Genomic DNA, 26,558 nt, shown 5'->3' on the forward strand with positions numbered 1-26,558 from the left:
ACCGATCACAGCGACTCGCGGGTCTTCGTCAGCAGCTCGATGACCTCCTCCGCGCTCCCCCGCTCCCCCAGATGCGGGAAGGTCACCTCGACGCTGTGGCGGTGTACCTCGGTGCTGCGATCGGCCATGGCGTCGGTGGCCAGCGTGACGTGATAGCCGTGGTCGTAGGCGGCACGCGCGGTGGACTCCACCCCGATGCTGGTCGCGATGCCGCCGAGCACGATCTGGGTGATGCCACGCCGACGTAGTTGCACGTCCAGGTCGGTGCCGTGGAAGGCACCCGGATTGTGCTTGGTGACAAGGAGATCCTCGGGGTGTCCCCACAGTTCGTCGACGATCAGGTCCCAGCCCTCGGGGAAAGCGCGGCCACCGCGCCCGTGCTCGGTGCGACCCACCGGCGCGTCGGCGCCGTCGGCGGCGAAGCTGACCCGCACGAGGACGACGGGTAACCCGTGTGCGCGAAAGGCTTCCGCAAGCCGGACCGAGCGGTCGATCACCTCGGCGGCGGGGTACGGCTCGGTCGGTATGGTCGCGATGCCGCGCTGGAGATCGATCAGAACCAGCGCGGTACGCGGGTCGAGCGTGGTCATGGTCATGAATTACTCCTCAGGATCAGGGTTTTCGACAGATCTTTTGGTGGCGGGACCTCCTGCGCGCAGGACCGCGACACCGGCGAGCAGCGCCAGCGTCGCGCCGAAACCGAACACGATCATCAGGCCGGAATGGAACGGCCCGGAGATCAACTGCGGGAAGAACTCTCGCCCGGTCAGCGTTTGCTGCTGTTCGGCGCTGAGCGTGGGCAGCACGCTGCTGGGTTGCAGCAGGTGCGCGATCGGGTTCTCGCCGAGTTGCGCGGCGAACAGTGTCGCGACCGGTGGCAGGGTGGACACCTCGCCCGCCACCTGGGCCGACACGCCCTGCTGTTGCAGTCCGGTGGCCATGGTGTGCGGCAGGCTGCTGGCCAACCCGGCGACCATCAGCGCGAAGAACACGGCGATCGACACGGCGGTGCCGGTGTTCTGGAAGGTCGAACGCACCCCCGAGGCCACGCCGCGCTGGTGTGCGGGCACGCTGCCCATGATCGAGGACGAATTCGGCGAACCGAACATACCGCTGGAGACGCCGTTGATCAGGATCAGCAGCGCGAAGATCCAGTAGTCGAAGTCGATCGGCAACAGCAACAGCCCGACGAAGCTGGCACCGAACAACCAGGCTCCACCGGTGGCGAGCCCGCGTGAGCCGACCCGGTCGGACAGATAACCGCTCACCGGTCCGGCGATCAGGAATCCCACGGTGAGCGGGAGCATGAAAATCCCCGCCCACAAGGGTGTTTCGCTGTAGTCGTAGCCGTGCAGTGGCAGCCAGATGCCCTGTAACCAGATGATCAGCACGAACTGCATACCGCCTCGGCCGATGGAGATGGCGAGGCTGGCGAGATTGCCCGCGGTGAACGCGCGCACCCGAAAGACATCCAGCGGAATCATCGGCGCGCTGACGCGCTGCTCGATCAGGACGAACGCGACCAACAGCGCCAGTCCACCGATACCCATGCCGAGGACGAGCGGGTTGGTCCATCCCATGGCGTGCCCGCCATGCGGCTGGAGTCCGAAGGTCACCGCGATCAGCACCGAGGACAGTCCGACCGCGAAGGTGAGGTTGCCCCACCAGTCGATACGGCCGCCGCCGCGGCGGCCGGTCTCGCGCAGGGTGCGGTAGGCCCAGATGGTGCCGAAGATGCCGACCGGCACATTCACCCAGAACACCGCACGCCAATCCCATGCCGCGAGCAGTCCCCCCGCGACCAGGCCGATGAACATGCCGGCCAGCGCCGCGACCTGGTTGACGCCGAGCGCGAATCCGCGTTGGTTCGCGGGAAACGCATCGGTGAGGATGGCAGCCGAGTTCGCGGTCAGCATCGAACCACCGACGGCTTGCAACACCCGCCAGCCGATCAACCACATGGCGGCGTGCCCGCCGACCAACGGGTCGAACGACAGCAGCACCGACGCGATGGTGAACACGACGAACCCGGCGTTGTAGATCTTGACCCTGCCGTACATGTCACCGAGTCGCCCGACGGTCACGGTGAGCACGGCCTGCACCAGTCGGTAGCCCATGATCATCCACAGCAGGTAGGCGATATTGCCCGGCGCCAGCGGGTCGAGGTGGATGCCGCGAAAGATAGCGGGCAGCGCGATGAGCACGATCGACCCGTCCAGGCCCGACATGAACACCGCCGCCGTGGTGTTGGTGAGCGCCGCCCATTTGTAGCGGCTGGTCGGTTCCTGTTGCTGGCGAGCCCCTTCGGTGATCTGGCGAGCAGTCACAGTGCGCGTGCGATTCGTTCCAGCAGGGGTGCCGCCGCGGCGAGCTGCGCCACTTCCGTGTCGGAGAATTCCCGCGCGAGCGCGTCGGCGATCAGCTCGACGCGGATTCCGCGCTTCTCGTTCAGCACCCGCAGCCCTTCTTCGGTGAGGGCGAGTACCACGCTGCGGCCGTCGTTGGGATCGGCGCGCCGTTCGATCAATCCGCGCGCCTGCAGGCCGCTGAGCGTGACGCCCATGGCTTGCGGGGTGATCTGCTCCATCCTGGCCAGTGCCGCCGAGGTCGCGGGACCGCCGCGATCCAGCCGCGCGAGCGCCGTGCGTTCGGGCATGGTCGGCTCGCCGGGCACGCGTACCTGCCGGATCCGCCGCGCCACCGCGCCCACCCCGACCATCAAGGCGCTCGCGATCTCGACGGCCTCGTGCTTCTCGGACATATCATCAGGCTAACTGATCAGTTTAGTTTATCAACTCGGGCAAAAACCCCATCCGGGACCATCGCGACATCGAGTTGCGCTCCGTGCCCCTACCGCCCCGAGTTCACGTCGACGACGTCACCAATGACATTGCGGCACACCGGGTCGGTCACCCGGAGGTGGGCCCTTCCGAGCCATGCAGAGTGCGACATCCGGCGACGAACCTTGCATTACGAGACCGACAACGATCCCGACATCACCGGACTAGACGGTATGCCGCCGCCATATTTTTCGGCGCGCGCCAGCGAATTGCCGCGACATAACCGCCGAATAGCTGTGACACGCCGAGGATCTCGTTGATCTTCCGGGTTTCCATTGCGCCGACCCGATTCCAGGGCCTACCATCGACAGAGTCTTCGAACGCGCTCTAGCGCAAGACATTTCATCGAGCACCCAGGATATATGAGCACACGTAGGTGTGCCTTTTTCGTTGTGGCAGAACCGTTTTCATTCCCTGTCGGCTCCGACAATCTCATCACGTCTCGGCGAGCATCTCGAGGTGAGGATCACTTATGACCATCGAACTGTCGACGTCCGCGCAAGACCAGATCCGTAAGAGTCTCGGCACCGCCGCCGCCCAGCGGTTGGCGACCACCACGAAGTCCGAACCGCAGATGCAGGGAATCAGCTCGCGCTGGCTCACCCGCATGCTGCCGTGGACGCAGGTCAACGGCGGTGTTTATCGTGTCAACCGTCGACTCACGCATACCGTCGGCAACGGCGAAGTCGAATTCGTCATCGAAGGCGGTTCGGCCCGCGTCATCCCCCAGGAGCTGCGCGAACTCCCGCAGCTACGAGATTTCGACGACGAGGAAACGCTGCGTGCGCTCGCCGAACGTTTTCAACAGCACAACCTCGATCCCGGCACCGTGGTCGCGGAAATCGGCAACCCCATCGACCGGGTATTACTCGTCGTCCACGGAAAGCTCAACAAGATCTCTGCCGGCGAATTCGGTGAACAAACCAAAGTGGGCATGCTGGGCGGCGGTGACTATTTCGGCCACGACGCACTGGGGGAGGATTCGGGCACCTGGCCAGTCACCATCAAGACGGTCACCAGGACAACCCTGCTCGCGCTGCCGAGAACGGCACTCGAGCCGCTGCTCGAAGCTAATCCCGCACTGCGCGAACAGATATCGCGTGCACAGAGCGCCGCGAGCAACCCGCAGAACAATCGGGGCGAGGCCGATATCGAGATCGCCTCGGGCCATCACGGCGAACCACTGCTCGGCGGAACCTTCGTCGACTACGACGCGAACCCGCGCGAATACGAGTTGGGTCTCGCACAAAGCCTGCTGCGGGTACATACCCGAGTCGCGGATCTCTTCAACGACCCGATGAACCAGATCGAACAGCAGCTGCGATTGACCATCGAGGCCCTCTACGAACGCCGCGAAAACGACCTCGTGAACAATCCCGATTTCGGCCTGCTGCACAACTGCGATCTCAAACAACGCATCTACACCGAATCGGGCCCGCCCACCCCGGACGATCTCGACGAATTGCTCAGCATGCGCCGCAGCACGGAATTCTTTCTCGCGCATCCGAAAGCGATCGCGGCGTTCGGCAGGGAATGCAGCAAGCGCGGCATCTATCCGGACCCGGTGAACATCGACGGCCACCGGGTTCCGGCATGGCGCGGCGTCCCGATCTATCCGTGCGGAAAGATTTCGGTGAGCGATACCCAGACCACCTCGATCATGGCACTGCGCGTCGGGGAGAAGAACCAGGGCGTCATCGGATTGCACCAGACCGGCATTCCCGACGAGTACGAGCCGAGTCTCAATGTTCGTTTCAAGGGGATCGACGACCAATCGATAATCTCCTACCTCGTCAGCTGCTATTACTCCGCCGCCGTCTTGGTTCCCGACGCGCTCGGCGTGCTCGACAACGTCGTGGTATCGCGCCAAGCGGACTGACGAGACTCGCGCGGTCGCGGCGTGGATCCGCGGTGTGTCATCGGTGATATTCGAGGAGAAGAATTGGGGGCAGAGTGATGGTCGATATCGTGTCGACACCACCACAACAGCGGGCCGCGGTAATTCTGCGTCATGCCCGCACCCTGTGTGAACCTGTTCTGCGGGAAGCGATTCGCACGCTACCCGAACCCATGTCCACCATGGCCGGATATCACTTCGGTTGGTGGGACACCGCGGGATCACCGGTCCACGCCGCGGGCGGAAAGGCGCTGCGTCCGGCACTGACTCTCGGTGCCGCCCTCGCCTGCGGGGCGAGGGCGCACGACGCGGTGCCCGCGGCGGTCGCGGTGGAATTGGTACACAATTTCACGCTGCTGCACGACGACATCATCGACACCGATCGGACACGGCGTGGACGTCCGACGGTGTGGGCGGTGTGGGGCAGCGCCGATGCGATCCTGCTCGGCGACGCTCTCCATGCGCTCGCGATGCGCGTCCTGGTAGCGGGACTGCCGGATACCGTGGCCGCTGCGGCGGTCGCGCGATTGTCGGGCGCCGTGGTCGACATGTGCATCGGTCAGCACCTCGACACCGGATTCGACGCCGGTACACAACACGCCGATACCTCCGAGTACGTCCGCATGGCCACCGGCAAGACCGGCGCGCTCATGGGGTGTGCCGCCGCCCTCGGCGCGCTCTGCGCCGGGGCGGACGGCGCCACGGTCAGCACGCTGGAGTGCTTCGGCCGCGAACTCGGCCTCGCGTTCCAGTTCATCGACGACCTGATGGGTATCTGGGGCGATCCCGCGGTCACCGGTAAACCGGCCGACGACCTGGCCCGCCGCAGCATGTCGCTTCCGGTGATCGCCGCGCTCGAGTCGGGCACACCCGCCGCACGGGAGCTGGCCGCCCTTTACCGCACCGAGGGACGCGCGGGGTCGATCGACAGCACACGGGCCGCCGCGTTGGTCGAGGCGGCGGGCGGTCGACGATCGGCGCAGGAATTCGCCGACCGACGGGTGCGCTCGGCGATCGCGGCCATCTCGGTCCTGCCCGATCGAGACGCGGCGGGCGATCTGATCGCGCTGGCGCAACTCGCCTCCCACCGCGAGCGATAACCATCAGGCCCACCGACGAGGAGTGACGATGCGCCCCTTCGAGCTTCCCGAGTTCTACCTGCCCTATCCGCCGAGGCTCAACCCGAATGTCGACCGCGCGCGGGCGCACGCGCGCGGGTGGGCCGAGGAGATGGGTTTCTTCGAAGACCAGCAGGGCCGCCATATCTGGGACGAGACCGACCTGGAACGCCACGACTACGGTCTGCTGTGCGCCTACACCCATCCCGATTGCGATGGCGACGAGCTGGACCTGATCACCGACTGGTACGTCTGGGTGTTCTACTTCGACGATCACTTCCTCGAGCTGTTCAAGCGCACCCGAGACAACAGGGGCGCCAAAGATTATCTGGATCGCCTGCGCGCGTTCATGCCACTGCACGGCGAGGCGATGCCCGAGCCCACCAATCCGGTGGAACGTGGCCTCGCCGACCTGTGGGTGCGCACGGTGCCGCAGATGTCGGTGCACTGGCGACGACGTTTCGCCGCCACCACGCGTGCCTTGCTCGAGGAATCGCGCTGGGAACTGACGAACATCTCCGAAGGGCGGGTTGCCAACCCGATCGAATACATCGAGAAGCGCCGCATGGTGGGTGGCGCACCGTGGTCGGCGAATCTGGTGGAACACGCTGTGGGTGCCGAGATTCCGCCCTCGCTCGCGGACGCGCGCGCCCTTCAGGTGTTGCGCGACACCTTCTCCGACGCGGTGCACCTGCGCAACGACATCTTCTCCTATGAGCGTGAGGTGCGCGCCGAGGGCGAGAACGCCAACGGAATCCTCGTTATCGAACGGTTTTTCGGCTATCCCACGCAACGGTCGGCGGAGGTGGTCAACGACCTACTCACCTCCCGGCTACAACAGTTCGAGCACACCGCGCTCACCGAGCTGCCGGTGCTGTTCGCCGACCGCGCGGCGGGGCCGCTCGAGCAAGCCGCGGTGCTCACGTACGCGAAAGGGTTGCAGGACTGGCAATCCGGCGGCCACGAGTGGCACATGCGGTCGAGCCGGTACATGAATTCCGGTTCGACGGGTGGCGCGAATCCATTGGCGCGCGCGTTCAAACCGTTCGGGGTCGGCAGTTCCGCGGCCTACCTGTTCGCACCCGTCAGCACGCCGAGCCTGCGCAGAATCACCCGATTCACCAATCCGCCGTCCGAGCCCGTCGGCCCGACACCGCTGCCCGAGATCTGCATGCCGTATCGGTTGCGGCTGAGCCCGCACCTCGACGCCGCGCGAACGAACCTGACGCACTGGGGCGCATTGGTCGGCTTGCACGACCCGATACCCGACCTGGCGGGCCAACCCCTGTGGAGCCCACAGGATCTCGTCGACTTCGACTTCCCGCTGTGCTCGGCGGGACTCGACCCGGATGCCACCCCCGCCGAACTCGATCTCTCGGCCAACTGGCTCACCTGGGGAACCTTCGTCGACGACTACTACCCGCAGGTGTTCAGCCGCCGTAAAGACCTGGCAAGCGCGATCGCCCAGGGCAAGAGATTCCACGTGATCATGACCGCCACTCCCGGCTCCGCGCCCGTGCCCGCCAACGCGATGGAGCGCGCATTCGCCGACCTGTGGCGGCGCACCACCGCGGTACTCGACGCCACGCAGACCGCCGAATTCGCCGCGGCGGTCACCGCTTTCACCGACAGCTGCGAATGGGAGGTGGCCAACGAGATCACCCATCGCATTCCAGACCCGGTCGACTACGTGGAAATGCGCAGGCGCACTTTCGGTTCCGATCTCACCATGGCACTGTCGCGGTTCTCGCACGGCGGGCTGGTACCGCCGAGGGTGTATCGCACCCAGACCATCCTCGACCTGGAACATACGGCCACCGACTACGCGACGCTCCTCAACGACCTGTTCTCCTACCAGAAGGAAACGCAGTTCGAGGGCGACTTCCACAATGCGGTGCGGGTGATCCAGAACTTCCTGGAATGCGGGCGTGACGAGGCAGTCGAGACCGTGAACAACCTGATGACGGCACGGATTCAGCAGTTCGAACGCATCGTCACCACACAGTTGCCCGTGCTTTACCAGGAATACGACCTCGACGCCGACGCACGGGCCGCCCTGGACCGACGCGCCAGCGAACTCGAGGACTGGATGGCGGGCATCCTGCACTGGCACCGGGAATGCTTCCGCTACGACGAACCCCACCTGCACGCGCGCTACGGACCCGACACCGACGCCTCCGCAACCACACCCGAGCCACCGGAGACTCCCGCGCACCCTACCCCGCACCGCCCGACCGGCCTGGGCACCACCGCGGCCCGCGTACACGACCTGCGTCCTACGACGGCTACCGCGGAAACCGCACCGGACACCACACCCACGTCGGAAGTAGCGCAGGAACCACCCGCACGCCATTCCCCGCACCACCCAACCGGCCTGGGCACCACCGCGGCCCGCCTACTCGACCTTCGTCCCGCGGCGGCCCCCGCACCGGACACCACACCCGCGTCCGAGGTAGCGCAGGAACCACCCGCGCACCCGTCCTCGCACCGCCCAACCGGCCCGGGCGCCACTACCCGAGCACCCGACCCCCGCACCGCGGGCGTCTCGACCGACGGAACCGAGCTGGACGCCGCGCCCACACCCGAACCGCGACATGCGCCCGTGGGCCACTCGCACCGCCCAACCGGGCTCGGCACCGCCGGGACACGAGTGCACGACTTCCGTCACGCGGCATTACCTACGTCCGGCGTCGCCTCGGGATAACGCAAGGACCCGTGGGCGGACGCGGAGCCGGCCTTCTCGGTGTCGTTGCGACGGGAAAGTCGTCACGACATGAGCGAGATGAGCGGGTGATGCCCCGGTGTCTCGTCCGAGTGGCCCGGATTCGGAAACCACGATCGCCGAGTACACGGCACCCACATCCGACGGCTGGGGGTCGTCACGGCGCTTCCACCACCTCGGTCGCCGAGCGCGCAGGCCGGATTCCCCAACGCTGGTGACCGATTACGGTACCGATCATGGACACGAAGACCGTGGAGCGCCCGCTTCTGTGCGTGGCGCTCTACGTCGTGGTCTCGGCCGCACTGGGTCCCGCGACCTATATCCTGGGCTTCAGCCTGTTCACCAACGGGAGCTGGGATTACTGCGGGCGTGTGCAATCCGGCCCGAATTCCGAGGACGCCGCCTTCCGGTACGCCGAGATCTTCCAGATCACCAGCGCCACAGCGCTGCTCATCCTGGGAGTAGTCGTTCTCGTCGCCCTGTGGCTCCCCCGCCAGCACATCAGCATCCTGCGACGCGGCATCGCCACGCTCGGGATACTCCCCATGCTCTGCGGCTACGGCTTCGTCATTCACATGGCCGGCTACTCGGGACTGAGCTGCTGACCCGGCCACAACCCGGCGCCACCACCACGGCGACGCGGTGCCGCTGGGAACCGAAGACTCAGATCTTCACGATCGAGGTGAGCGGATAATCGCCCTGGCGTTCCCGACCGCTGAGCTCCTCGAGCTCCAAGACCACGGCGGCGGCGACGATCTCGGCACCCGCGTTGGTGAACAGCGACGCCGCCGCGGCGAGGGTGCCGCCGGTGGCGAGCACGTCATCCAGGAGCAGAATGCGGCGGCCGGTGAGGTCTACCCCGTCCGCGGGGATTTCCAGTGCGGCCGAACCGTATTCGAGGTCGTATTCGCGAGCGAGGACCGGGGGCGGGAGCTTCCCGGCCTTACGCACCGCGAGGACGCCGGTACCGAGCGTGGCGGCGACGCCGGCGCCGAGCAGGAACCCACGCGCATCGATGCCCGCCACCAGATCCACCTCGGGGGTGCAGTGCGCGAGGCAGTCCAACACGTCACGAAAGCCCTCCGCGTCGGCCAGCACCGGCGTCAGATCCGCGAAACGCACGCCGGGAGTGGGGAAATCATCGCGCCAGCGAGTCAGGCGCTCGACCGACTCGGCAGCTCTGGTCAGCCGTTCGTCGACCAGTTCGTCGGACTCGATCGCCGCGTGCTTGCTCATCGATACCTCTCCATGTCACGTCACCCTCGACACCTGTTACCGCGTCAGTACCCAGCGGTCCATATTCCACCCGGACCCCGCCTGGGTGGGGCCCGCGACACCATTGCGCAAACCGTTGTGGAAAGCGATGGTGCGGGGGGTGGCGAACAGTGGAATGCTCGGCAGGTCCGCCCACAACACGTTTTCCGCTTCGGTGAGCAGACTCAGTTTTGTGGCCGAATCATCATCGGCCGCAAGCTGATTGGTGATCGTATCGTAACGACCGTTAGCGTAACTTCCGAAATTGAGGCCATCGCCGGCCACCAAAGCGCTGGTCGCGGCCACTCCGTCGGCCGAGCCGGACGGGCCGGGCGCCGACGCGGTGCCGCCGAGCACGGCATCGACCTGACCACCGGTCAGCTGCGCGGGCGTGAACTCCGGACTTCCGGCGTCGACCACGTTGATACCGGCCGGTTTACACGCCTCGGCGATGATCGACACCGTCCTGGCACGCCGGTCGTCCGGAAGCTGGTAGCCGATGCGGACGGTCGGATTCTTCGTTCCCGACGCCGACGCCGCCTTGATCGCCGCGCCGACATCCGGGTTCGCGTACTTGTTGGCACCCCCGGTGACGGCCGCGTAGTACAGCGAGTCCTGTTGCACCACATGCGCGTTCAGCGGACCGGAGCCGAGACCGTTCGGCGGGGCATCCTTGGCCCTGCCCACGTCGTTGAACAGCTGCTGCCTCGGCACGCACAGGGCGAACGCGCGCCGCAGATCGGCGGAGCCGAACACACCCCCGGTAGCCAACGTCAACTGCTCGGCACCGCGACTCGGCACGTCCTGGGCGGTGAACCCGTCCAGCTGCAGGCCGTTCACCGACCCCATGCCGACATCGACCACACCGACGGCGTTGTCGGCGATCTTCTGCTGTACATCGACGCCCTTGGGCCACACCACGATCCGTGGGGTTTCGGGCTTCTCCCCCCACCATCGTTCGTTGGCCACGAGCACCAAGCCGTCCTCGGCGCTGTAGGACTCGATCCGGTAGGGACCCGAGGAGGGGAAGTTCGCGATGTCGATATCGCCGGGTTCCAGCTTCCATCCGGTATTCCAGAACTCGGCGACCCGGCCGATCGCGCTGGGGTCAGCACCCGACACCGCGGTCACCACATCGGAGACATTCGCCGCCCGAGCCGCCACATGCGCGGGCATCAGCTCGCCCGCGGCGAAGAGCGTGCGCCACGGTAGGTAGTGCCGATCGGGCCGGAAGACCACCGTCGCGTCCTTGGAGCCCGGCTGGCAGTCCACCCGCTCGATATCCGAGTACCCCGCGGTGGTCGCGGCGTCGAACAACGGAACCTCACCGTGCTCACCGGGTTTGGTGTACTTGCCGCTGTGCGCGGCCCAGGCGAGCACCAGGTCGTCGCACGAGGTCGGCACACCGTCGGAGTACGTGCTGGCGGGGTTCAACCGATACTGGATGGTCTGCGCCTCGCCCGGCACCTCCTTCGCGGTCCCGAGGTCGGTGTCGGCGACCTGCTGTCCGGCCGGACCCGTGTAGAAGAACCCCGTGAGCACCCGGCCGAACACGGCGGCCGAACCACTGCTCGCACCGAGCGCGGTGGCGCCGTTATAGGTGGCGAGCGTCGCGTCGACGGCGTAGCCGATGGACGGAACCTGGTCTTCGCTGGAGCATCCGGTCACCGCCGCCCCGGCCAGGGCGCTCGCGACGAGCGCTCCGATCAGTCGAGTGACGCCGCCTGCCTGTCGCATGAAACCCCTGCCTGGTTGTCAGTGCCGCCGCTTCTGCCTTTTCCCGGTAGGTCGCGCACCGGTTCCCGGCCCCTGTCCCGCCGGTTCGCGAGTCCTGCGCGGTGCCGGTTCGTCGTTCCTGCCCGTCGCCGCGCGCAGGCGACGATCGGCTTCGGCACTGGCCCGTGCGCTCGCGGCCCCGGAACGACGTGCCTTGATCTTCTTGGTGTGCGCGGCCACCGGACCCCACCGCTCCTTGATCGACACCAGCAACGGTGTCGCGAAGAAGATTGAGGAGTACGTGCCGACCAGCAGGCCGACCAACTGCACCAGCGCGAGGTCCTTCAGCGTGCCGACGCCGAGCATCCAGACCGCGATGACCATCAGGCCGACGATCGGGAGGATACCGATCAAAGCCGTGTTGATCGAGCGCATCAGCGTCTGATTCACCGCGAGATTGGCCTGCTCGGCGTAGGTTCGGCGATTCAGATGCAGAATGCCCCTGGTGTTCTCCTCGACCTTGTCGAATACCACCACCGAGTCGTAGAGCGAGAACCCGAGAATGGTCAGGATGCCGATCACGGTCGCCGGCGTCACCTCGAAGCCGACGATCGAGTACACGCCTGCGGTAACGGCGACGTCGAAACCGAGGGAGGCCAGCGCCGCCAACGCCATGTGCAGTTCGAAGCGCACCGTGATGTACACCGCGACCAGCACGAGGAACACCACCAGCGCGATCAGCGCCTTTCGGGTGATCTGACTTCCCCAGGTCTCGCTCACATCCGACGCGCTGATCGCGGCCCGGCTCTCGGTACCGCTGCCGTCCTTGGGATGGAAGGCATTGAACAGATCCGTGGACAGCTTTTCGGTCTGTGCGCTGTCGAGCGCTTCCGACCGGATCAGGATCGTGGCGGCCGCACCGGTACCGACGGTCTGCACCGACACCGGGTCGCTGCCGATCGCGTCGTGGTAGACCTTCTCGGTCTCACTCGTGGTCGCCGAGCCGGCGGGGAACTGGATCTTCGATCCGCCCTCGAAGTCGATACCGAAGTTGAAGCCACGAAAGAGCATGCTTCCCAACGAGATCAGCACGATCACCAGGGTGATCACGTACCACATACGGCGTTTGCCGATCACCTCGATCGCACCGGTACCGGTGTAGAGGCGGTTGAGGAATCCGTGCCTGGGCGGGGCACTGCGCACCGAGGAGTAGACGTCGGTGGTTTCGGTGGGGTTGGGTCCCGACTTGGTGTGGCTGTTGGTCATCGCGCTCACGCCTTCCCGACGGCGGCCGCGGCCGCCTTCCGCTCACGGGCTACCTGCTGGATCGCGCCGAGGCCGTTCACCGACGGCTTGGACCAGAACGCGGTCCGCGAGGTCAGCAACACCAGTGGCGCGGTCACCAGGAACACGACGACGACGTCGAGGATGGTGGTGAGGCCGAGGGTGAAGGCGAAACCCTTCACCTGGCCGACCGCGAGGACATACAACACCGCGGCGGCGATGAAGCTCACCGCGTTACCCGACAGGATGGTGCGCCGGGCCCTGGCCCACCCGCGTGGCGCGGCCGAACGGAAACTTCGGCCCTCGCGCATCTCGTCCTTGATGCGTTCGAAGAACACGACGAAGGAGTCGGCGGTCATACCGATACCGATGATCAAACCGGCGATGCCGGCGAGATCCAGGGTGAATCCGATCCACCTGCCCAGCAGCACCATGATGCCGTAGACAGCCAAACCCGATGCGACCAAGGACAATCCGGTGATGAAGCCGAGCATCCGGTAGTACGCGAGGCAGTACAGCAGCACCACCGCGAGTCCGACGGCACCGGCGAGCAGACCCGCCTTGAGCGAGGACAGCCCGAGGGTCGCCGACACGGTCTCGGCTTCGGAGATCTGGAACGACAACGGCAGCGAACCGTACTTCAGCGTGTTCGCCAATTCCTTGGCCGAGCTTTGGGTGAAGTTACCCGAGATCTTGGTGTTGCCGCCCTGCTGCGGTCCCTCGTCCACCGTCGGGGCGCTGACGACCCTGGAGTCGAGCACGAACGCGACTCGCTTGTTGACGTATTCGCCGGTGAGCTTCGCCCACGAGTCGCTACCGCTGGACTTGAAGTTGAGGTTCACCACGTTGCGGGAGGACTGCTGGTCGAAGCCCGAGCTGGCGTCCTTGATTTCCTGACCGTCGATGCGGGTTTTGTCGAGCAGCAGGATTTCCTGACCGTTGGTCGAGCAGGTGACCAAAGGCAGGTTCGGGTCGTCGTTGCCCGCCAGCGGGTCTGCCTTACCGCAATCCAGCGCCATCGCGGCGGCTTCCTGCGTCGCGGGGTCGTCGCTCTGGCGCAGCGCCTTCGCGGTTTGGATCTCACGACTGGTCTGTTCCGACGGCGCGAGGTTCGGGTCGGCGGGCGCGGGGGTCTGCGACGGCGCGGGTGCTTGCGAGGGAGCAGGCGCGCCCTGGTCGCCGTTCGGGGTGGGCGCGGGCGGTTCCGGTGCCTGCGCCGGGAAGACGCGTCCCTGCGGCTCGGACTGTTCATCCCCCGCGGGCGCTGCCGGAGCTTGTTCCGGTGCCGCACCTTCCGGAGCGGGTGCCCCTGTGTCTCCGCCAGGAGCCGGTGCGCCACCGGGAGCTTCCTGACCCCGTTGCGGTGCCTCTTGCCCCGGCTGGGGTGCACCCGGTGCACCCGGCTGGTGCTGCCCCGCCTGTTCACGCGCGGAGACCGGGATGGCCTGCAACACCGGACGGATGTACAGCTTGGCGGTGGTCGCCAGCGTCTTGGCCTGCTGGCCGTCGTCGCCGGGCACCGTGATCGCCAGGTTGTCGCCGTCGATGACGACCTCGGAACCGGAGACGCCGAGGCCGTTGACGCGGCTTTCGATGATCTCCTGTGCCTTCTTCAGGCTGTCCTGGTTCGGCTTGCTTCCGTCAGGGGTACGCGCGGTCAAGGTGACCCTGGTGCCGCCTTGCAGATCGATACCCAACTTGGGCTTGAGCGACTTGTCGCCGGTGAAGAAAACCAGCGCGTAGATCACGGCGAGTAGCGCAACGAAAACGCCGAGCAACCGGAGCGGATGCGCCGATCCCTGCGAAGGTGGCACAGTACGTCATCTCCTATGCGAGAGGTCGGGGTCAAGAAAGAACATCAGGGAAAACACCGAGGAAGAACACAAAGCACGAAGGAACTGCGCGCCCCGACATCGGACACGGCCGATCAGCCGCGCACGCGGGCACCTACCCGGGGCGAATCGGGTAGGTGCTACCGAACGAAGTCAGTCCTTGGTCAGCCGGGTCTCGGTCTGATCGGAGGTCTCCTCGACAACGGTGGTCTCGGCCTCGGCCTGCGGAGCGGTCTCCTCCTCGGCCGGGGTGGCCACCGCGACGTCGCCCTCGGGCAGCTCGTCGTCGACGCGCACCTCCCGAATCGCCTGGCGCAGCCACGTGGTGACGACGTCCTCGGCGATCTCCAGATCGACGGTCGTTTCGTCGACCTCGACCACCGTGCCGTACAGGCCGGAGGTGGTGATGACCCGGTCGCCGACCTTCACGGTTTCCTGCATGTCCGCGACCTTCTGGGCCTCACGCTTCTGGCGCCGAACGCCGAGAAACATCGGGATGAGCAGGGCAACCAGTAGAAGCGGAAACAGAAGTTCCATCGTCGAAGTCAGTCCCTAGTTAGTGGGTGGGATGGACAAGTACCCACACAGTCTGCCAGTTCCGTTTGTCCCGCGCGGGCGCGGGTGTTCGCGGCTCCCTGGCGTCCCGAACTGATAGCGCTCCTCGCACTTCGCTCGAGCGGGAAGATCACCACCTTCCGGTGGGTGCTGAGTGGTCCGCCGAAGTGCGACGTCATCTGTGATCTGAATCACATATCGATGATGGAACCCCTTGCGCTACAAGGCCGTCCAACACAACAAGCCCGAAAAGCCGGGGGAGATCACCGAAAGGACAATCCATGTCGATGTCAACTTCCATCAGGACCGCCAATACGAGTCGTCGCGCCAAGCAAGTTATGTTCGCTCTATCGGTGGCGGGAATTCTCAGCGCGGCCACGGTGCAAACGGCGACTGCCGCGCCCAACATTTTCCGGTCAGAAGGCGAATGCATGGTCGCGGGGGGGCAGGCTGTCTCGGCAGCCGGCGGACCTTCAAAGCTGGGATTCCAGTGCAGCGTCGTCCACCACGTGCCGGCGGGTATGCTCGATTGCCCGGTGAATCCGGCGACGGAGAGGGACGGCTGCTCCGTCGAGTACTACGAACTGCGGTGGTGGAACATCTGATCTGTGCGCGCGAAAGGCGCTCTGACCTGAAATAGTTCGGTCTACTCAGGACCGAATAACACAGGATCCGAGCGCCTTTCCGGTGCGGTTACGCCGAAGGAACTTCCGGGATGCTTGTCGCGCCGTACCTGTAATCGTCGAGCGGGAAGCTCACCGCGTGCCGGTAGGTGCTGACAGTGCTGTTGGGCCGCAACAGCGCCGCCTCGCCGTGCTGATTGAAGTAGTAGCTGCGCGCGGTGGAGCAGTCGCCGCCGTAGAAGACGGAGGAGCCGAGCTTGTCGGTGACCCGGTCCAGGAATTCGGTGTTCGCCCGTTCGGTGACCTCGAAGGTGGTCTCGCCGCGGCGCACCAGCTCACCGAACAGCCTGCCCATGTGCTTCATCTGCGCCTCGATCGTGGTGAAGTACGACAGGCCGCTGTAGGAGTAGGGGCTGTTGAGGCTGAGGAAGTTCGGGAACTTCGGGACGGTAATCCCCTCGTATGCCTGAAATCTGTTGTCGCGCCAAAACTTTCCGAGGTCGGTGCCGTCGCGTCCGATGATCTCGATGGCGGGAAAATTGACGTCCCAGAGATTGAACCCGGTGGCGAGGACCAGGGTGTCGATCTCGGTCTCCGTGCCGTCGGCGGTCACGATGCCGCGCGGCGTGATCCGCTCGATCGAGCTGGTCTCCAAGCGCACGTTCGACCGGTTGAAGGCACGGAAGTAGGCGTTCGAGAAGGTGGGACGCTTGCACCCGAAGTCGTAATGCGGGGTGAGCTCACGTCGGGTTCGCTTGTCGCGCACCGAGGTACGCAGGTGCGCCTTGGCCAGCAGGCCCGCGGCCCGATTCAGCGGCTTGGCCTGCTTGAAGTGCAGGACGCCGATCACCATCAGCGCCTCGAGCATCGTGGTGTTCACCATGCGCGCGACCTGCTGCGTCGCGGGCACCCGCTCGAACAGCGTGCGCACCGCCGCGGGGATCGGCGCGTCGACCTTGGGGACAACCCAGATCGGGGTGCGCTGGAAGACGGTCAGCGCCTCGGCACGTTCGGCCAACTCGGGAACCAGTTGCACGGCGGTGGCGCCGGTACCGATGATCGCGGCCTTACGGCCGGTGACGTCGAAGTCGTCCTCCCACGCGGTGGTGTGGATGATCTTGCCTTCGAAGGTGTCGATGCCGGGGAACGGCGGGGTGTAGGGCTGGGAAAGGAACCCGGTCGCTGCGAGTAGATAGCGGCTGGTGAGGACCTCGCCGTCGGCGAGCGAGACCTCCCATTGCTGCTCGTTGTCGTCCCAGCGGGCGCCGCGCACCTCGGTGCCGAAGCGCATTCGGCGGCGCAGGTCGTATTTGTCGGCGACGTGCTCGGCGTACTTCTTCAGCTCGGCGCCCGGCGCGAACAGCCTGCTCCAGTGCGGATTGGGCTCGAACGAGTAGGAATAGGTGACCGAGGCGATATCCACCGCGAGGCCGGGGTAGTGGTTGACGTGCCAGGTCCCGCCGAGATCGTCTTCGCGTTCGAGGACGACGTAATCACCGAGACCGAGCCGATCGAGCTGGATCGCCGCCCCTATTCCGCCGAATCCCGCACCGACGACCACCGCGTCGTATCGAGGCGCCACGTCGAACCTCCACTCCCATATCTCCCGACGGGAGATGAATCGCTGTTCCCAGAATGACACATCATTCCGTTATTGACGACTGTATCATCGGGCAGGTGACGAAGCCATCCACGCGTGCCGAGCGACGCAAAGCCGAACTACGGCAAGAGATTATCGATACCGCCTTCGTCTGCTTCGCCGAAAAGGGCTACCACGCCACCGGAATCGCCGATATCGCGGGACAATTGGGCATCGGCCACGGCACCTTCTACCGATACTTCAGCAATAAGCGCGACATCATCGACCACGTCATCGACGATCTCGCGGCCCGCATCGTCGCCGCGCTCGGCCTGGAGAACGCGCCCGACGCCGCGGCGACACTGGACGAATACCGCGCCCAGGTCGACCGGATCGGCAGCGCGCTCACCGAAATCCTGGTCACCGACCGCAGGATCGCCCAGCTACTGCTGTTCCACGCCACCGGCATCGACGACGAGCTCACCGCGCGCCTCTACGGTCTACTCGACACCGCCGACGCGCTGACCGCGGGATATCTCGATCATGGCGTCGAATTGGGTTATCTGCGTGCGGATTTGGATACCATGAATACCGCGCGAGCGGTCACGGGAATGCTGCTCGCCGGTGTCGTCCACGGCTTACGCGAGCCCGACGAACAGTCCGTCACCGCGCTCAACCAGGCGATCAGGCGCCTGCTCATCGACGGCGTCCGCAAGGACTGACCCGATTCCCGCTGTTCACAGGCACGAGGTTCGAACAAGACCGATGAACGACCCACAACAGACCACCGAGTACGCAAATCACGCTTCGGCGCCCGCTCACCTGTCAGAATGTCGCCCGTGAAGCCCGAAGACCCGCACCGGATCCGATTCTCCGCCCCGTCCTCGGGGCAGCGCGGTTATCACGCCGACGAGGTGGACGCGTACCTCACCGTGGTCGCGGCCACCATGAACGGCGAGGGCACCCTCGTCGCCGACGATCTACGTCGCGTCACCTTCGACGTCGCACCCGCCGACGGGCGCGGGTATCGAGCCGACGAGGTAGACGACTATCTCGACCGCGCACGCGTCGAACTCGAACATCGCCAACGCGGCACCCGACCGTCACCCTCGGGCGAGGGCGCCCTGCTCACCCACGCCGACGTACACCAGGTGCATTTCGGTCGAGCCCCTCTCGGCAAGCAGGGCTACCGCGAAGACGACGTCGACGACCTACTCGACCGAATCGCCGACACCTTGGCACACCGCCGCCCCGGCAGTCTCACCGCCGCCGAACTCCGCAAAACCCGCCTGCGCCGCAAACGATTCGGCGGCTACCGTCTGGAGGAGGTGGACGCCTTCCTCGCACTCGCCAAATCCACCCTCGGCTCTCCCCCGGCCCGTCGGTGAAACCTCCACGACCAGAACAACACTGAGCCATTCCACGAGCCGCCGAAACCCATGTTTTCCGAGCGCGGCGAGACACGAAACAGTAAGTGCGCAGGCCCGTCTCGCAGTGGAGTGGTCGTCACGTACGCGACGAAGGAACAGGTCACGGGGTACTCGACCACGAGATACCAGGGGCATCAGCCGCCAGAAACCCCAGCGGGAGGTCGATCGCCCCGCACCGCGGCGCGATCGCCGTCAGTATTTCATTCGAACAAGTCCAGCGTCGGATGATGTTCGCGCCCACGCACTTCGATAGCGCCCACCGTGAGGTCGGCGGGCGCGACCATGCCGAGGTGTTCCCACGCGGCAGCGGTCGCGACCCGACCGCGCGGCGTACGCGCGACCATCCCCGCCCGCACCAGGAAGGGCTCGCACACCTCCTCGACGGTGGCGGCTTCCTCCCCCACCGCCACCGCGAGCGTGGAAACACCCACCGGTCCACCACCGAAACCACGCACCAGCGCGCCGAGTACCGCGCGGTCCAAACGATCCAGACCCAGCTCATCGACGTCGTACACCGCCAGTGCGGCATCGGCGATCGGCCGGGTGATGCGCCCGTCGGCCCGCACCTCCGCATAATCGCGCACCCGGCGCAACAACCGGTTGGCGATTCTCGGGGTGCCACGTGAACGGCTCGCGATCTCCACGGCCGCATCGGCTTCCACGTCCAGCCCGAGGATCTGGGCCGAGCGCAGCAGGATGTGCAGGAGTTCATCGGTTTCGTAGAAGTCCATGTGACCGGTGAAGCCGAACCGATCACGCAGCGGACCGGTCAGCGAACCCGACCTGGTGGTCGCGCCGACCAGGGTGAACGGCGCGATATCCAACGGAATCGACGTGGCGCCAGGGCCTTTGCCCACCACTACGTCGACGCGAAAATCCTCCATCGCCAGATACAGCATCTCCTCGGCCGGCCGCGCGATCCGATGAATCTCATCGATGAACAACACGTCGCCCTCGACCAGATTGCTCAACATCGCCGCGAGGTCACCCGCGCGTTCCAGCGCCGGCCCCGAAGTGATGCGCAACGCGGTGCCGAGTTCACCCGCGATGATCATCGCCATGCTGGTTTTGCCCAGGCCGGGCGGGCCGGACAACAGCACGTGGTCGGGGGTGCCGCCGCGCTGCTTCGCCCCGCGCAACACCAGCGCCAACTGCTCACGCACCCTGGGCTGGCCGATGAAATCGTCGAGAGATTTCGGGCGAAGACTGGCCTCGATCTCGCCGTCGGAGTTCAGATAGCTTGCGCTGACCTGGGATTCGGAGTCGTCGAGGTCGGGGCCTTCAGTGCCGTCTGCCATGCGTGCCTATCGATTCTTGCCGAGCGACCCGAGTGCGGCACGCAACGCGGCGGCGGTATCGAGGTCGGGACGTTCGGCGAGCACCGCGTCCACCGCGGGTTCGGCTTGTTTGGCGGGGAATCCGAGTCCGATCAACGCCTCGGTCACCTGTTCGCGCACCGGGGTCGCCGCAGGAGTGCTCGCACCGGGCAATCCGGCGGGTACCGGAACCAGATCCACCTTGTCGCGCAACTCGACCACCATGCGTTCGGCGCCACGTTTGCCGATGCCGGGCACCCTGGTCAGCGCCGCCACATTGCTCTCGGCCAACGCCTTGCGCAACGCCTCGGGCTCCAGCACCGCGAGCACCGCCATCGCCAGCCGGGGGCCCACCCCGGACACGGTTTGCAGCAGGCCGAACAGGTCGCGCGCCTCGGTGTCGGCGAAACCGTAGAGCGTCATCGAGTCCTCGCGCACGATCATCGAGGTATAGAGCCGGATCTCGACGCCGACGCTGAGCGTGGCCAGGGTCGCCGGGGTCGCGTTGAGCCGATAGCCGACGCCCGCCGCCTCGAGCACCGCGTGATCGAGCGCGATCTCCAGCACCTCGCCGCGTATCGACGCGATCACCCGCGCACCGCCTTTCGTTGTTCGGCCAATCGTTCGGTGTAGCGCTTGCGTGCCGCGGCGGCCTTGGCTTCGGCCTCGGCCATCCGCGCCAGCAGCGGCGCACGCCAACAATGGCAGATGGCCAGGGCGAGCGCATCCGCCGCATCCGCCGGTTTCGGCGCGGTCCGCAAGCCGAGTATGCGCGTTACCATCGCCGTGACCTGGGCCTTGTCCGCATTGCCGTTGCCGGTGACCGCGGCCTTCACCTCGCTGGGTGTGTGGAACGCGACCGGTATGCCGCGGCGCGCGGCCGCGAGCGCGATGACCCCGCCCGCCTGCGCCGTCCCCATCGCGGTGCGCACATTGTGCTGGGCGAAGACGCGTTCGATCGCGACGGCGCCCGGTTCGTGGGTATCCATCCAGTGCTCCGCGGCATCGGCGACCTGCAACAGCCGCTGCGCCAGATCCAGATCCGGTGGGGTGCGCACCACGTCCACATCCAATGCGGTGACCTTGCGCCCGATCCCACCCTCGACGATGCTGAGGCCGCATCGAGTGAGTCCGGGATCGACACCCATCACCCGCACGACTTCCCCTCTCCTCGGCCACGACACGAACAATTGTTCGAGAGTCTAGCCCAGGCACCGATTTTCGCGATCGAGCGACACGGACGCCCGCCACGCCTCGACGCCGCGCGACACCCGGAGTCCGGGACACTTATGCGCACGGCAGGAGATTCACAGGTTCTTGCGAGGAATGTTCTCCACAATCCCAGGGTGCCCGTTCTCGCAGCCCCACCGATTCCGGCCGCGCCGCCGACCACATTGTCCGCTGGCCACACCGGTTTCGCACACGGGACAGCCCTGTTGCAAGGCTGGCTACCGCCGACCGTGGAGGCCGTCGCCGCGATCGCGCTCGGACTCGCCATCGCGCGAATCACCAAGCGATGGTGGTTGATCCAACTGCCGGTGTGCCTGCTCGTCGGTGTCGGCGCCGCGCTCCTGGCCCGCTGGTACGTCCACGACCAGGGCCTGTCGTCGGATCCGGCGCCGACCGCGTTGTGGCTGTGTGTCGCCGCGGTCGCGACGGCCTCGGCGGTGACCGTCGTCGGGTGGCCGCGCACGCCGTGGTGGCGCCGCGGCGTCGCGCTCCTCGCGATACCGCTCACGCTGCTCAGCGCGGCGCTCGTGGTGAACCAGTGGGTCGGCTATTACCCGACGGTGCAGGCCGCGCTGAACGCGTTCACCGCGGGCCCGCTGCCGCATGAGACCGACGAGGCCGGATTGGCTACCCTGCGCGGCACCGACATCGAGACCGGACGGGTCGTCCCGGTGCAGATCCCCGAGGACGACAGCCATTTCGCGCATCGCACCGAGTACGTTTACCTTCCGCCCGCCTGGTTCACCGGTCCCACCCCGCCGGCGCTGCCGGTCGTGATGATGATCGGCGGCGAATTCAACACCCCGGCCGACTGGTTGCGCAGCGGCCAGATCATGCCCACCGTCGACAAGTTCACCGCCGAGCATGCCGGACAGGCACCGATCATGGTCTTCGTCGACGCCAGCGGAAGCTTCAACAACGACACCGAATGCGTGAACGGTCCGCGCGGCAACGCCGCGGACCACCTCACCGAGGATGTGCCGAAATACGTCGAGTCGACCTTCGGCGCCTCGACCGACCCGGCGAAATGGGCGGCGGTCGGCTGGTCGATGGGCGGCACCTGTGCCGTCGACCTCGCCGTCACGCATCCGGAACTACTGCACACCTTCGTCGATATCGCCGGGGACCTCGGACCGAGCACCGGCGACCACGAACACACCGTCGCACGGCTGTTCGGCGGCGACGAGCGGCGATGGGCCGAGTTCGACCCGTCGACGGTCATGGCGGCGCACGGACCTTACACCCAGGTCGCGGGCCTGTTCGATGATCTGACACCGCCGCGCGCGGCCGCACAACCCCCGCGAGGCCCGCACCCACCCCCCGTCGAGGTGGCCGATGCCGACGCCGGAATCGGTGGACGCGACGCGGTCCCCGACACCGGTGAGGTCGGCGCCGCCGAAACACTCTGCGCGCGTGGACGTTCAGTGGGCATCGACTGCGCCATCCATACCACCGAGGGCGAGCACACCTGGCAATTCGCCGCCGAGTCGTTCACCTCGTCGCTGCCGTGGCTGACCGAGCGCCTCGGCCTCGCGGCGCCCCCGACACGCTGAGTCGGCACCCGCAGGCGCGTGACCGGGAAAAAGACTCCGACGCGCCTGCTTCGGTGAATCCACGAAATGAACGCCGAAACGCTTCTACTATCCGAGGATGAGCAACGTTGTGAAGGCTGTCCTCGAAGGTGGGCCGAAAGACTTGCCCGCTCGCATCGTTCCGATCACCCCACCCGGCATCGAACTCAGGGTCGCGTTCCACGGCGGATTCGAGCACTTCAAGGTCACCCAACGCGAACAGGACACCCCGGAGGGACGTCTACGGGTCTACGAATGGTGTGAGCACAGCACGATCGGCACGTAACCTACCGCCGACCACGCAGACGCGGCCGGTCCGCACGGACCGGCCGCCCCAACACGTCGAGGACACTCAGCTGTCGAGCTCCGCGAGGATCTCGTCGGAGATGTCGACATTGGTGTAGACATTCTGCACGTCGTCGCTGTCTTCCAGCGCGTCGATCAACTTGATCACCTTGCGCGCGCCCTCCAGGTCGACCTGCACCGACACCGAGGGTTGGAAGCCGGACTCGGCGGAGTCGTATTCGATGCCCGCCGTCTGCAATGCCGTACGCACGGGGACCAGGTCGGTGGGCTCGCTGATCACCTCGAACGATTCGCCGAGGTCGTTGACTTCCTCCGCTCCCGCGTCCAGCACCGCGAGCAGAACGTCGTCCTCGGAAAGGCCGTTCTTCTCCAGCGTCACGAAACCCTTGCGGGTGAACAGGTAGGCGACCGAACCGGGGTCGGCCATATTGCCGCCATTGCGCGTCATCGCGACCCGAACCTCACCGGCGGCGCGGTTGCGGTTGTCGGTGAGGCACTCGATCAGTACCGCGACCCCGTTGGGTCCGTAACCCTCGTAGGTGATGGTCTGCCAGTCGGCGCCACCGGCTTCTTCGCCGCCGCCACGTTTGCGGGCGCGCTCGATGTTGTCGTTGGGAACCGACGTGCGTTTCGCCTTTTGGATGGCGTCGTACAGAGTCGGATTGCCGTCCGGGTCACCGCCACCTGTGCGGGCCGCCACCTCGATGTTCTTGATCAACTTCGCGAAGAGTTTCCCTCGTCGCGCGTCGACCACGGCCTTCTTGTGCTTGGTGGTGGCCCATTTGGAGTGGCCGCTCATTCCCCTACTTCCCTCAGGTCGATGGCATGTCAGGTCGTGTGCCGAAGCGGTACGACCGGGCGAACAACTCCCCCAGCTTACTCAATCGGTCCGTACGCCCTTCCGAACCGGGTCCTCAGGCGGCGCGAACCAGATCCACGAACAGCCGGTGCACCCGCAGATCACCGGTGACCTCGGGGTGAAACGAGGTGGCGATGACATTGCCCTGTCGCACCGCGACGATCCGACCGGCCGCGGGGCCGTCGGGCACGGTCGCCAGCACCTCGACGTCGGGCCCGGCCCGCTCCACCCACGGTGCGCGGATGAACACCGCGCGCACGGGGCCGTCGTCGAGTCCGGCGAACGCCAGGTCGGTCTCGAACGAGTCGACCTGGCGCCCGAAGGCATTGCGGCGCACCGTCATATCGATTCCCGACAGGTGCTCGGCGTCGACGCGGGTATCGAGCACCTCGGAGGCCAATAGGATCATTCCCGCACAGGACCCGTAGGCGGGCAATCCGTCGCGCAGCCGCGCACGCACCGGTTCGAGCAGGTCGAAGACGTCGAGCAACTTGCTGATGGTCGTCGACTCGCCGCCGGGCAACACCAGCGCGTCGACCCGGTCCAGCTCGGCGGCTCTGCGCACCAACACCGGCTCGGCGCCACAGTGCGCGAGGGCGGCGACATGTTCTCGTACGTCCCCCTGGAGAGCCAGCACACCGATGGTGGGCGTCGAGGCCGAGGGCGCGACGTCGGCGACAGGTACTGCGACCGGGGAAGCGTTCACCCCCGAAGTTTACGAGCGCAGCCGGTGTGAACGCGCTCACGGTACCGACAGGCACCGTAAGTCCAGGATTGTCGACGCGGCACAGGCGCGGCTTCGACCACCACGAGCACGCTCGGACGCCGTGCCGAGCAGCCGCACGCCTCACCACGGTCGACAGGCCCCGACCGCGCACCTCGCCGGACCCGATCCACTGTGCGCGATCACCTGCACCAAGGGCGAGCTGCGCTGTACCGATTCCGGTCGCCCGTCAGAGCTGCGAACCTTCCCCGTCCACTGCGAGTTCGGCACCGGTCGTATACGTGGCATCGAATGCCAGGAACACCACCGCCGCGGCGATTTCGGCGGGCCACGACGCTAAGCCCTGGTGCTCGGAGAACTGGTGAGCTCCCCGTCATCGGCCAAACTTCTATACGCAGACGCCTCAGCTACGTCGACCGCCCGAATGACAAGGTGGCCGACACCGCAGCGGAAAACGACCGGCAGCGGGGTCCGGCCCGTGCGGCGGCGCGGTACAGGGTCCGTGCCGCCGCATGTCGCGGATGCCTTACTCGGCCACACCGCTGAGTTCGTTGGGTGCCGCCGCCAGCGTGGTCTGCGCGGCGACGGTGCCGGTGGCGAGGTCGATCCGGTAGACCTTCTTGCTCGCGGTGTCGGAGACGTAGACGTCGCTGCCTCGTGTGAAGATCGCGGGCCGCGCTTCCTGCCACCGCAACGGCTCCTCCCACGCGTCGGTCACCGGGATGGTGCGCACCACGGCACCGGCCTCGGGGTCGATGACGTGGATTCGCCCGTCGGTTCCGAGCACAAGGGCCTCCCCCTGTGGCCCGCGAGCCAGCGAGCGGAAGGTGTAGCTCGTGCCGATATCCACCAGCCGAATCTTGCCCTCGCGCGTATCGATCAGCGAAACCTGGTGCGGGCGCTCGAGTTCGGCGTCCTTGTCCTGCTTGTAGTCGCCGAGCGCGATCGGTGAGGCCTCGCTTCCCGACTGGTTGCCGATCCGGCCGTACGGCGTGGGGCTGTGCACTTTGGTGATGGCGCCGTCGCGATAGACGAGCGCGCCCGTTTCACAGCCGATGACGACGGCCTCACCCTGCACGGTGGATTCCCCGTGCACACCGGCGCAGTCCTCGTTGCGCGTGATCTCCTTGCGGTCCTTGTCCAGCACCGCGATACCCGTGCGCTTCTCCTCGGTGCCGAGTGTGAGCACCAGTTCCCCGTTCGACAGCTCGACCGCGACGCCGTGGTGTGGTGCCGCCGCCTTGTACGACGAAGTTTCCGGCTTCTCGTGGTCGAGTTGCTTCGGATCGAAGGCGGTGACCTCACCGCTACCGTCGGCGAACAGCACGGTGCGTCCGGCGTGACGCACCACGTGTCCGGGTTTGGCCGCGGGGAAAACAGTGTCGGTCAACTCGCCGTGTGCGGCGTCGAGCACCTGGAAGCCGTCCTTGGTCGACACCAGGATGTGGCGGTCGTCGCCCGCCGGGTTGAGCCGCAGGAAACCGTCGAGCGGCACCTCACCGGCGGCGGTCAGCGATTTTCCGTCCAGTAGATAGATTCCGCCGTCGTAGGTGACCGCGATCGGCTCGGCGATCGCGGGACCGGACTGCGCGTCGGACGTCGAATCGTCGGTGCCACAACCGGATAGGGCGAACACCGAGCCCAACAGTGCCGACAGTGCCGCCGATTGCGCGGCGCGGGAACGTAACCGCATGTGCTTCTC

Annotated in this window: 24 protein-coding genes; 9 read left to right on the forward strand and 15 right to left on the reverse strand. The window is 66.2% G+C overall.

The genetic code is table 11. The features are described from left to right. Positions 1 to 5 precede the first annotated feature (5 nt). From ABEA50_RS14420 to ABEA50_RS14430, 3 genes are read right to left on the reverse strand one after another with little or no spacing between them, the layout of a single operon-like run. Positions 6 to 596: an isochorismatase family protein gene (locus ABEA50_RS14420; protein WP_345495848.1), complete on the reverse strand. Its 591-nt coding sequence runs from the start codon at positions 594 to 596 to the stop codon at positions 6 to 8. Positions 597 to 599: 3 nt separating this feature from the next. Beyond that, a complete protein-coding gene (locus tag ABEA50_RS14425) occupies positions 600 to 2,327 on the reverse strand; it encodes an MFS transporter (protein WP_345495849.1) in 1,728 nt (575 codons plus the stop codon). Beyond that, positions 2,324 to 2,761, reverse strand: a complete 438-nt coding sequence (locus ABEA50_RS14430) for a MarR family winged helix-turn-helix transcriptional regulator (protein WP_345495850.1) — start codon at positions 2,759 to 2,761, stop codon at positions 2,324 to 2,326. Before ABEA50_RS14430 ends, ABEA50_RS14425 begins: the two co-directional genes overlap by 4 nt. A gap of 551 nt (positions 2,762 to 3,312) precedes the next feature. Here ABEA50_RS14430 and ABEA50_RS14435 point away from each other — a divergent pair. From ABEA50_RS14435 to ABEA50_RS14450, 4 genes are all read left to right on the forward strand, one after another. Beyond that, positions 3,313 to 4,719, forward strand: a complete 1,407-nt coding sequence (locus tag ABEA50_RS14435) for a family 2B encapsulin nanocompartment shell protein (RefSeq protein ID WP_345495851.1) — start codon at positions 3,313 to 3,315, stop codon at positions 4,717 to 4,719. A 62-nt stretch (positions 4,720 to 4,781) separates the two neighbouring features. After that, positions 4,782 to 5,837 carry a polyprenyl synthetase family protein gene (locus tag ABEA50_RS14440; protein ID WP_425577649.1) on the forward strand — a complete coding sequence of 352 codons (1,056 nt, stop codon included), beginning with the start codon at positions 4,782 to 4,784 and terminating at the stop codon, positions 5,835 to 5,837. Positions 5,838 to 5,865: 28 nt separating this feature from the next. Continuing rightward, positions 5,866 to 8,559, forward strand: a complete 2,694-nt coding sequence (locus ABEA50_RS14445; RefSeq protein WP_345495853.1) for a terpene synthase family protein — start codon at positions 5,866 to 5,868, stop codon at positions 8,557 to 8,559. A 254-nt stretch (positions 8,560 to 8,813) separates the two neighbouring features. Next, the gene (locus tag ABEA50_RS14450; RefSeq protein ID WP_345495854.1) at positions 8,814 to 9,182 is read left to right on the forward strand and encodes a hypothetical protein; all 369 of its coding nucleotides are present in this window, start codon (positions 8,814 to 8,816) and stop codon (positions 9,180 to 9,182) included. A 58-nt stretch (positions 9,183 to 9,240) separates the two neighbouring features. On the opposite strand, the gene ABEA50_RS14455 is transcribed toward ABEA50_RS14450, so the two are convergent. The 5 genes from ABEA50_RS14455 to yajC all read right to left on the reverse strand — a co-directional run bounded on the left by ABEA50_RS14455 (position 9,241) and on the right by yajC (position 15,200). After that, a complete protein-coding gene (locus tag ABEA50_RS14455) occupies positions 9,241 to 9,813 on the reverse strand; it encodes an adenine phosphoribosyltransferase (protein WP_345495855.1) in 573 nt (190 codons plus the stop codon). Between the two features lie 36 nt (positions 9,814 to 9,849). Further along, on the reverse strand, positions 9,850 to 11,568 hold the full coding sequence (locus ABEA50_RS14460; protein ID WP_345495856.1) for an ABC transporter substrate-binding protein: 1,719 nt from the start codon (positions 11,566 to 11,568) through the stop codon (positions 9,850 to 9,852). Positions 11,569 to 11,586: 18 nt separating this feature from the next. Further along, positions 11,587 to 12,813 carry a protein translocase subunit SecF gene (secF, locus tag ABEA50_RS14465; protein WP_345495857.1) on the reverse strand — a complete coding sequence of 409 codons (1,227 nt, stop codon included), beginning with the start codon at positions 12,811 to 12,813 and terminating at the stop codon, positions 11,587 to 11,589. Between the two features lie 5 nt (positions 12,814 to 12,818). Next, the gene (gene secD, locus ABEA50_RS14470) at positions 12,819 to 14,645 is read right to left on the reverse strand and encodes a protein translocase subunit SecD (RefSeq protein WP_345495858.1); all 1,827 of its coding nucleotides are present in this window, start codon (positions 14,643 to 14,645) and stop codon (positions 12,819 to 12,821) included. 171 nt (positions 14,646 to 14,816) lie between these two features. Then, positions 14,817 to 15,200 (reverse strand): preprotein translocase subunit YajC, encoded by a 384-nt coding sequence (gene yajC / locus ABEA50_RS14475; RefSeq protein ID WP_345495859.1) that lies wholly within the window; start codon positions 15,198 to 15,200, stop codon positions 14,817 to 14,819. Between the two features lie 305 nt (positions 15,201 to 15,505). Here yajC and ABEA50_RS14480 point away from each other — a divergent pair, with 305 nt between their 5' ends. Next, positions 15,506 to 15,823: a hypothetical protein gene (locus ABEA50_RS14480; RefSeq protein ID WP_345495860.1), complete on the forward strand. Its 318-nt coding sequence runs from the start codon at positions 15,506 to 15,508 to the stop codon at positions 15,821 to 15,823. 88 nt (positions 15,824 to 15,911) lie between these two features. On the opposite strand, the gene ABEA50_RS14485 is transcribed toward ABEA50_RS14480, so the two are convergent. Next, on the reverse strand, positions 15,912 to 17,423 hold the full coding sequence (locus ABEA50_RS14485) for a flavin-containing monooxygenase (RefSeq protein WP_345495861.1): 1,512 nt from the start codon (positions 17,421 to 17,423) through the stop codon (positions 15,912 to 15,914). Positions 17,424 to 17,476: 53 nt separating this feature from the next. Between ABEA50_RS14485 and ABEA50_RS14490 the strand changes: the two genes are divergently transcribed. Both ABEA50_RS14490 and ABEA50_RS14495 read left to right on the forward strand, forming a co-directional pair. After that, positions 17,477 to 18,142, forward strand: a complete 666-nt coding sequence (locus ABEA50_RS14490; RefSeq protein ID WP_345495862.1) for a TetR/AcrR family transcriptional regulator — start codon at positions 17,477 to 17,479, stop codon at positions 18,140 to 18,142. A gap of 108 nt (positions 18,143 to 18,250) precedes the next feature. Next, complete coding sequence (locus ABEA50_RS14495) at positions 18,251 to 18,808, forward strand: DivIVA domain-containing protein (RefSeq protein ID WP_345495863.1); 558 nt, start codon at positions 18,251 to 18,253, stop codon at positions 18,806 to 18,808. A gap of 242 nt (positions 18,809 to 19,050) precedes the next feature. Here the strand turns inward: ABEA50_RS14495 and ruvB are convergent, their stop codons facing one another. The 3 genes from ruvB to ruvC are packed head-to-tail and all read right to left on the reverse strand — an operon-like array spanning position 19,051 to position 21,323. Continuing rightward, the gene (ruvB, locus tag ABEA50_RS14500) at positions 19,051 to 20,148 is read right to left on the reverse strand and encodes a Holliday junction branch migration DNA helicase RuvB (RefSeq protein WP_345495865.1); all 1,098 of its coding nucleotides are present in this window, start codon (positions 20,146 to 20,148) and stop codon (positions 19,051 to 19,053) included. A gap of 6 nt (positions 20,149 to 20,154) precedes the next feature. Continuing rightward, positions 20,155 to 20,757, reverse strand: a complete 603-nt coding sequence (ruvA, locus tag ABEA50_RS14505; RefSeq protein WP_345495867.1) for a Holliday junction branch migration protein RuvA — start codon at positions 20,755 to 20,757, stop codon at positions 20,155 to 20,157. Next, positions 20,754 to 21,323 carry a crossover junction endodeoxyribonuclease RuvC gene (ruvC, locus tag ABEA50_RS14510; RefSeq protein ID WP_345495869.1) on the reverse strand — a complete coding sequence of 190 codons (570 nt, stop codon included), beginning with the start codon at positions 21,321 to 21,323 and terminating at the stop codon, positions 20,754 to 20,756. Before ruvC ends, ruvA begins: the two co-directional genes overlap by 4 nt. A gap of 132 nt (positions 21,324 to 21,455) precedes the next feature. Between ruvC and ABEA50_RS14515 the strand changes: the two genes are divergently transcribed. Together ABEA50_RS14515 and ABEA50_RS14520 are read left to right on the forward strand one after the other, a co-directional pair. Continuing rightward, positions 21,456 to 22,949 (forward strand): alpha/beta hydrolase, encoded by a 1,494-nt coding sequence (locus ABEA50_RS14515; protein ID WP_425577611.1) that lies wholly within the window; start codon positions 21,456 to 21,458, stop codon positions 22,947 to 22,949. A 97-nt stretch (positions 22,950 to 23,046) separates the two neighbouring features. Further along, complete coding sequence (locus tag ABEA50_RS14520) at positions 23,047 to 23,253, forward strand: DUF5988 family protein (protein WP_345495871.1); 207 nt, start codon at positions 23,047 to 23,049, stop codon at positions 23,251 to 23,253. 66 nt (positions 23,254 to 23,319) lie between these two features. On the opposite strand, the gene ABEA50_RS14525 is transcribed toward ABEA50_RS14520, so the two are convergent. The 3 genes from ABEA50_RS14525 to aztD all read right to left on the reverse strand — a co-directional run bounded on the left by ABEA50_RS14525 (position 23,320) and on the right by aztD (position 26,549). Beyond that, entirely contained in the window at positions 23,320 to 24,072 is a 753-nt protein-coding gene (locus ABEA50_RS14525) for a YebC/PmpR family DNA-binding transcriptional regulator (RefSeq protein ID WP_345495872.1), read from the reverse strand. Positions 24,073 to 24,187: 115 nt separating this feature from the next. Next, on the reverse strand, positions 24,188 to 24,838 hold the full coding sequence (gene pdxT, locus ABEA50_RS14530; protein ID WP_345495873.1) for a pyridoxal 5'-phosphate synthase glutaminase subunit PdxT: 651 nt from the start codon (positions 24,836 to 24,838) through the stop codon (positions 24,188 to 24,190). Between the two features lie 544 nt (positions 24,839 to 25,382). Then, positions 25,383 to 26,549: a zinc metallochaperone AztD gene (gene aztD, locus ABEA50_RS14535; protein WP_345495874.1), complete on the reverse strand. Its 1,167-nt coding sequence runs from the start codon at positions 26,547 to 26,549 to the stop codon at positions 25,383 to 25,385. Between the last annotated feature and the right edge of the window lie 9 nt (positions 26,550 to 26,558).

Source organism: Nocardia callitridis (genome assembly GCF_039543305.1).
GTDB lineage: Bacteria > Actinomycetota > Actinomycetes > Mycobacteriales > Mycobacteriaceae > Nocardia > Nocardia callitridis.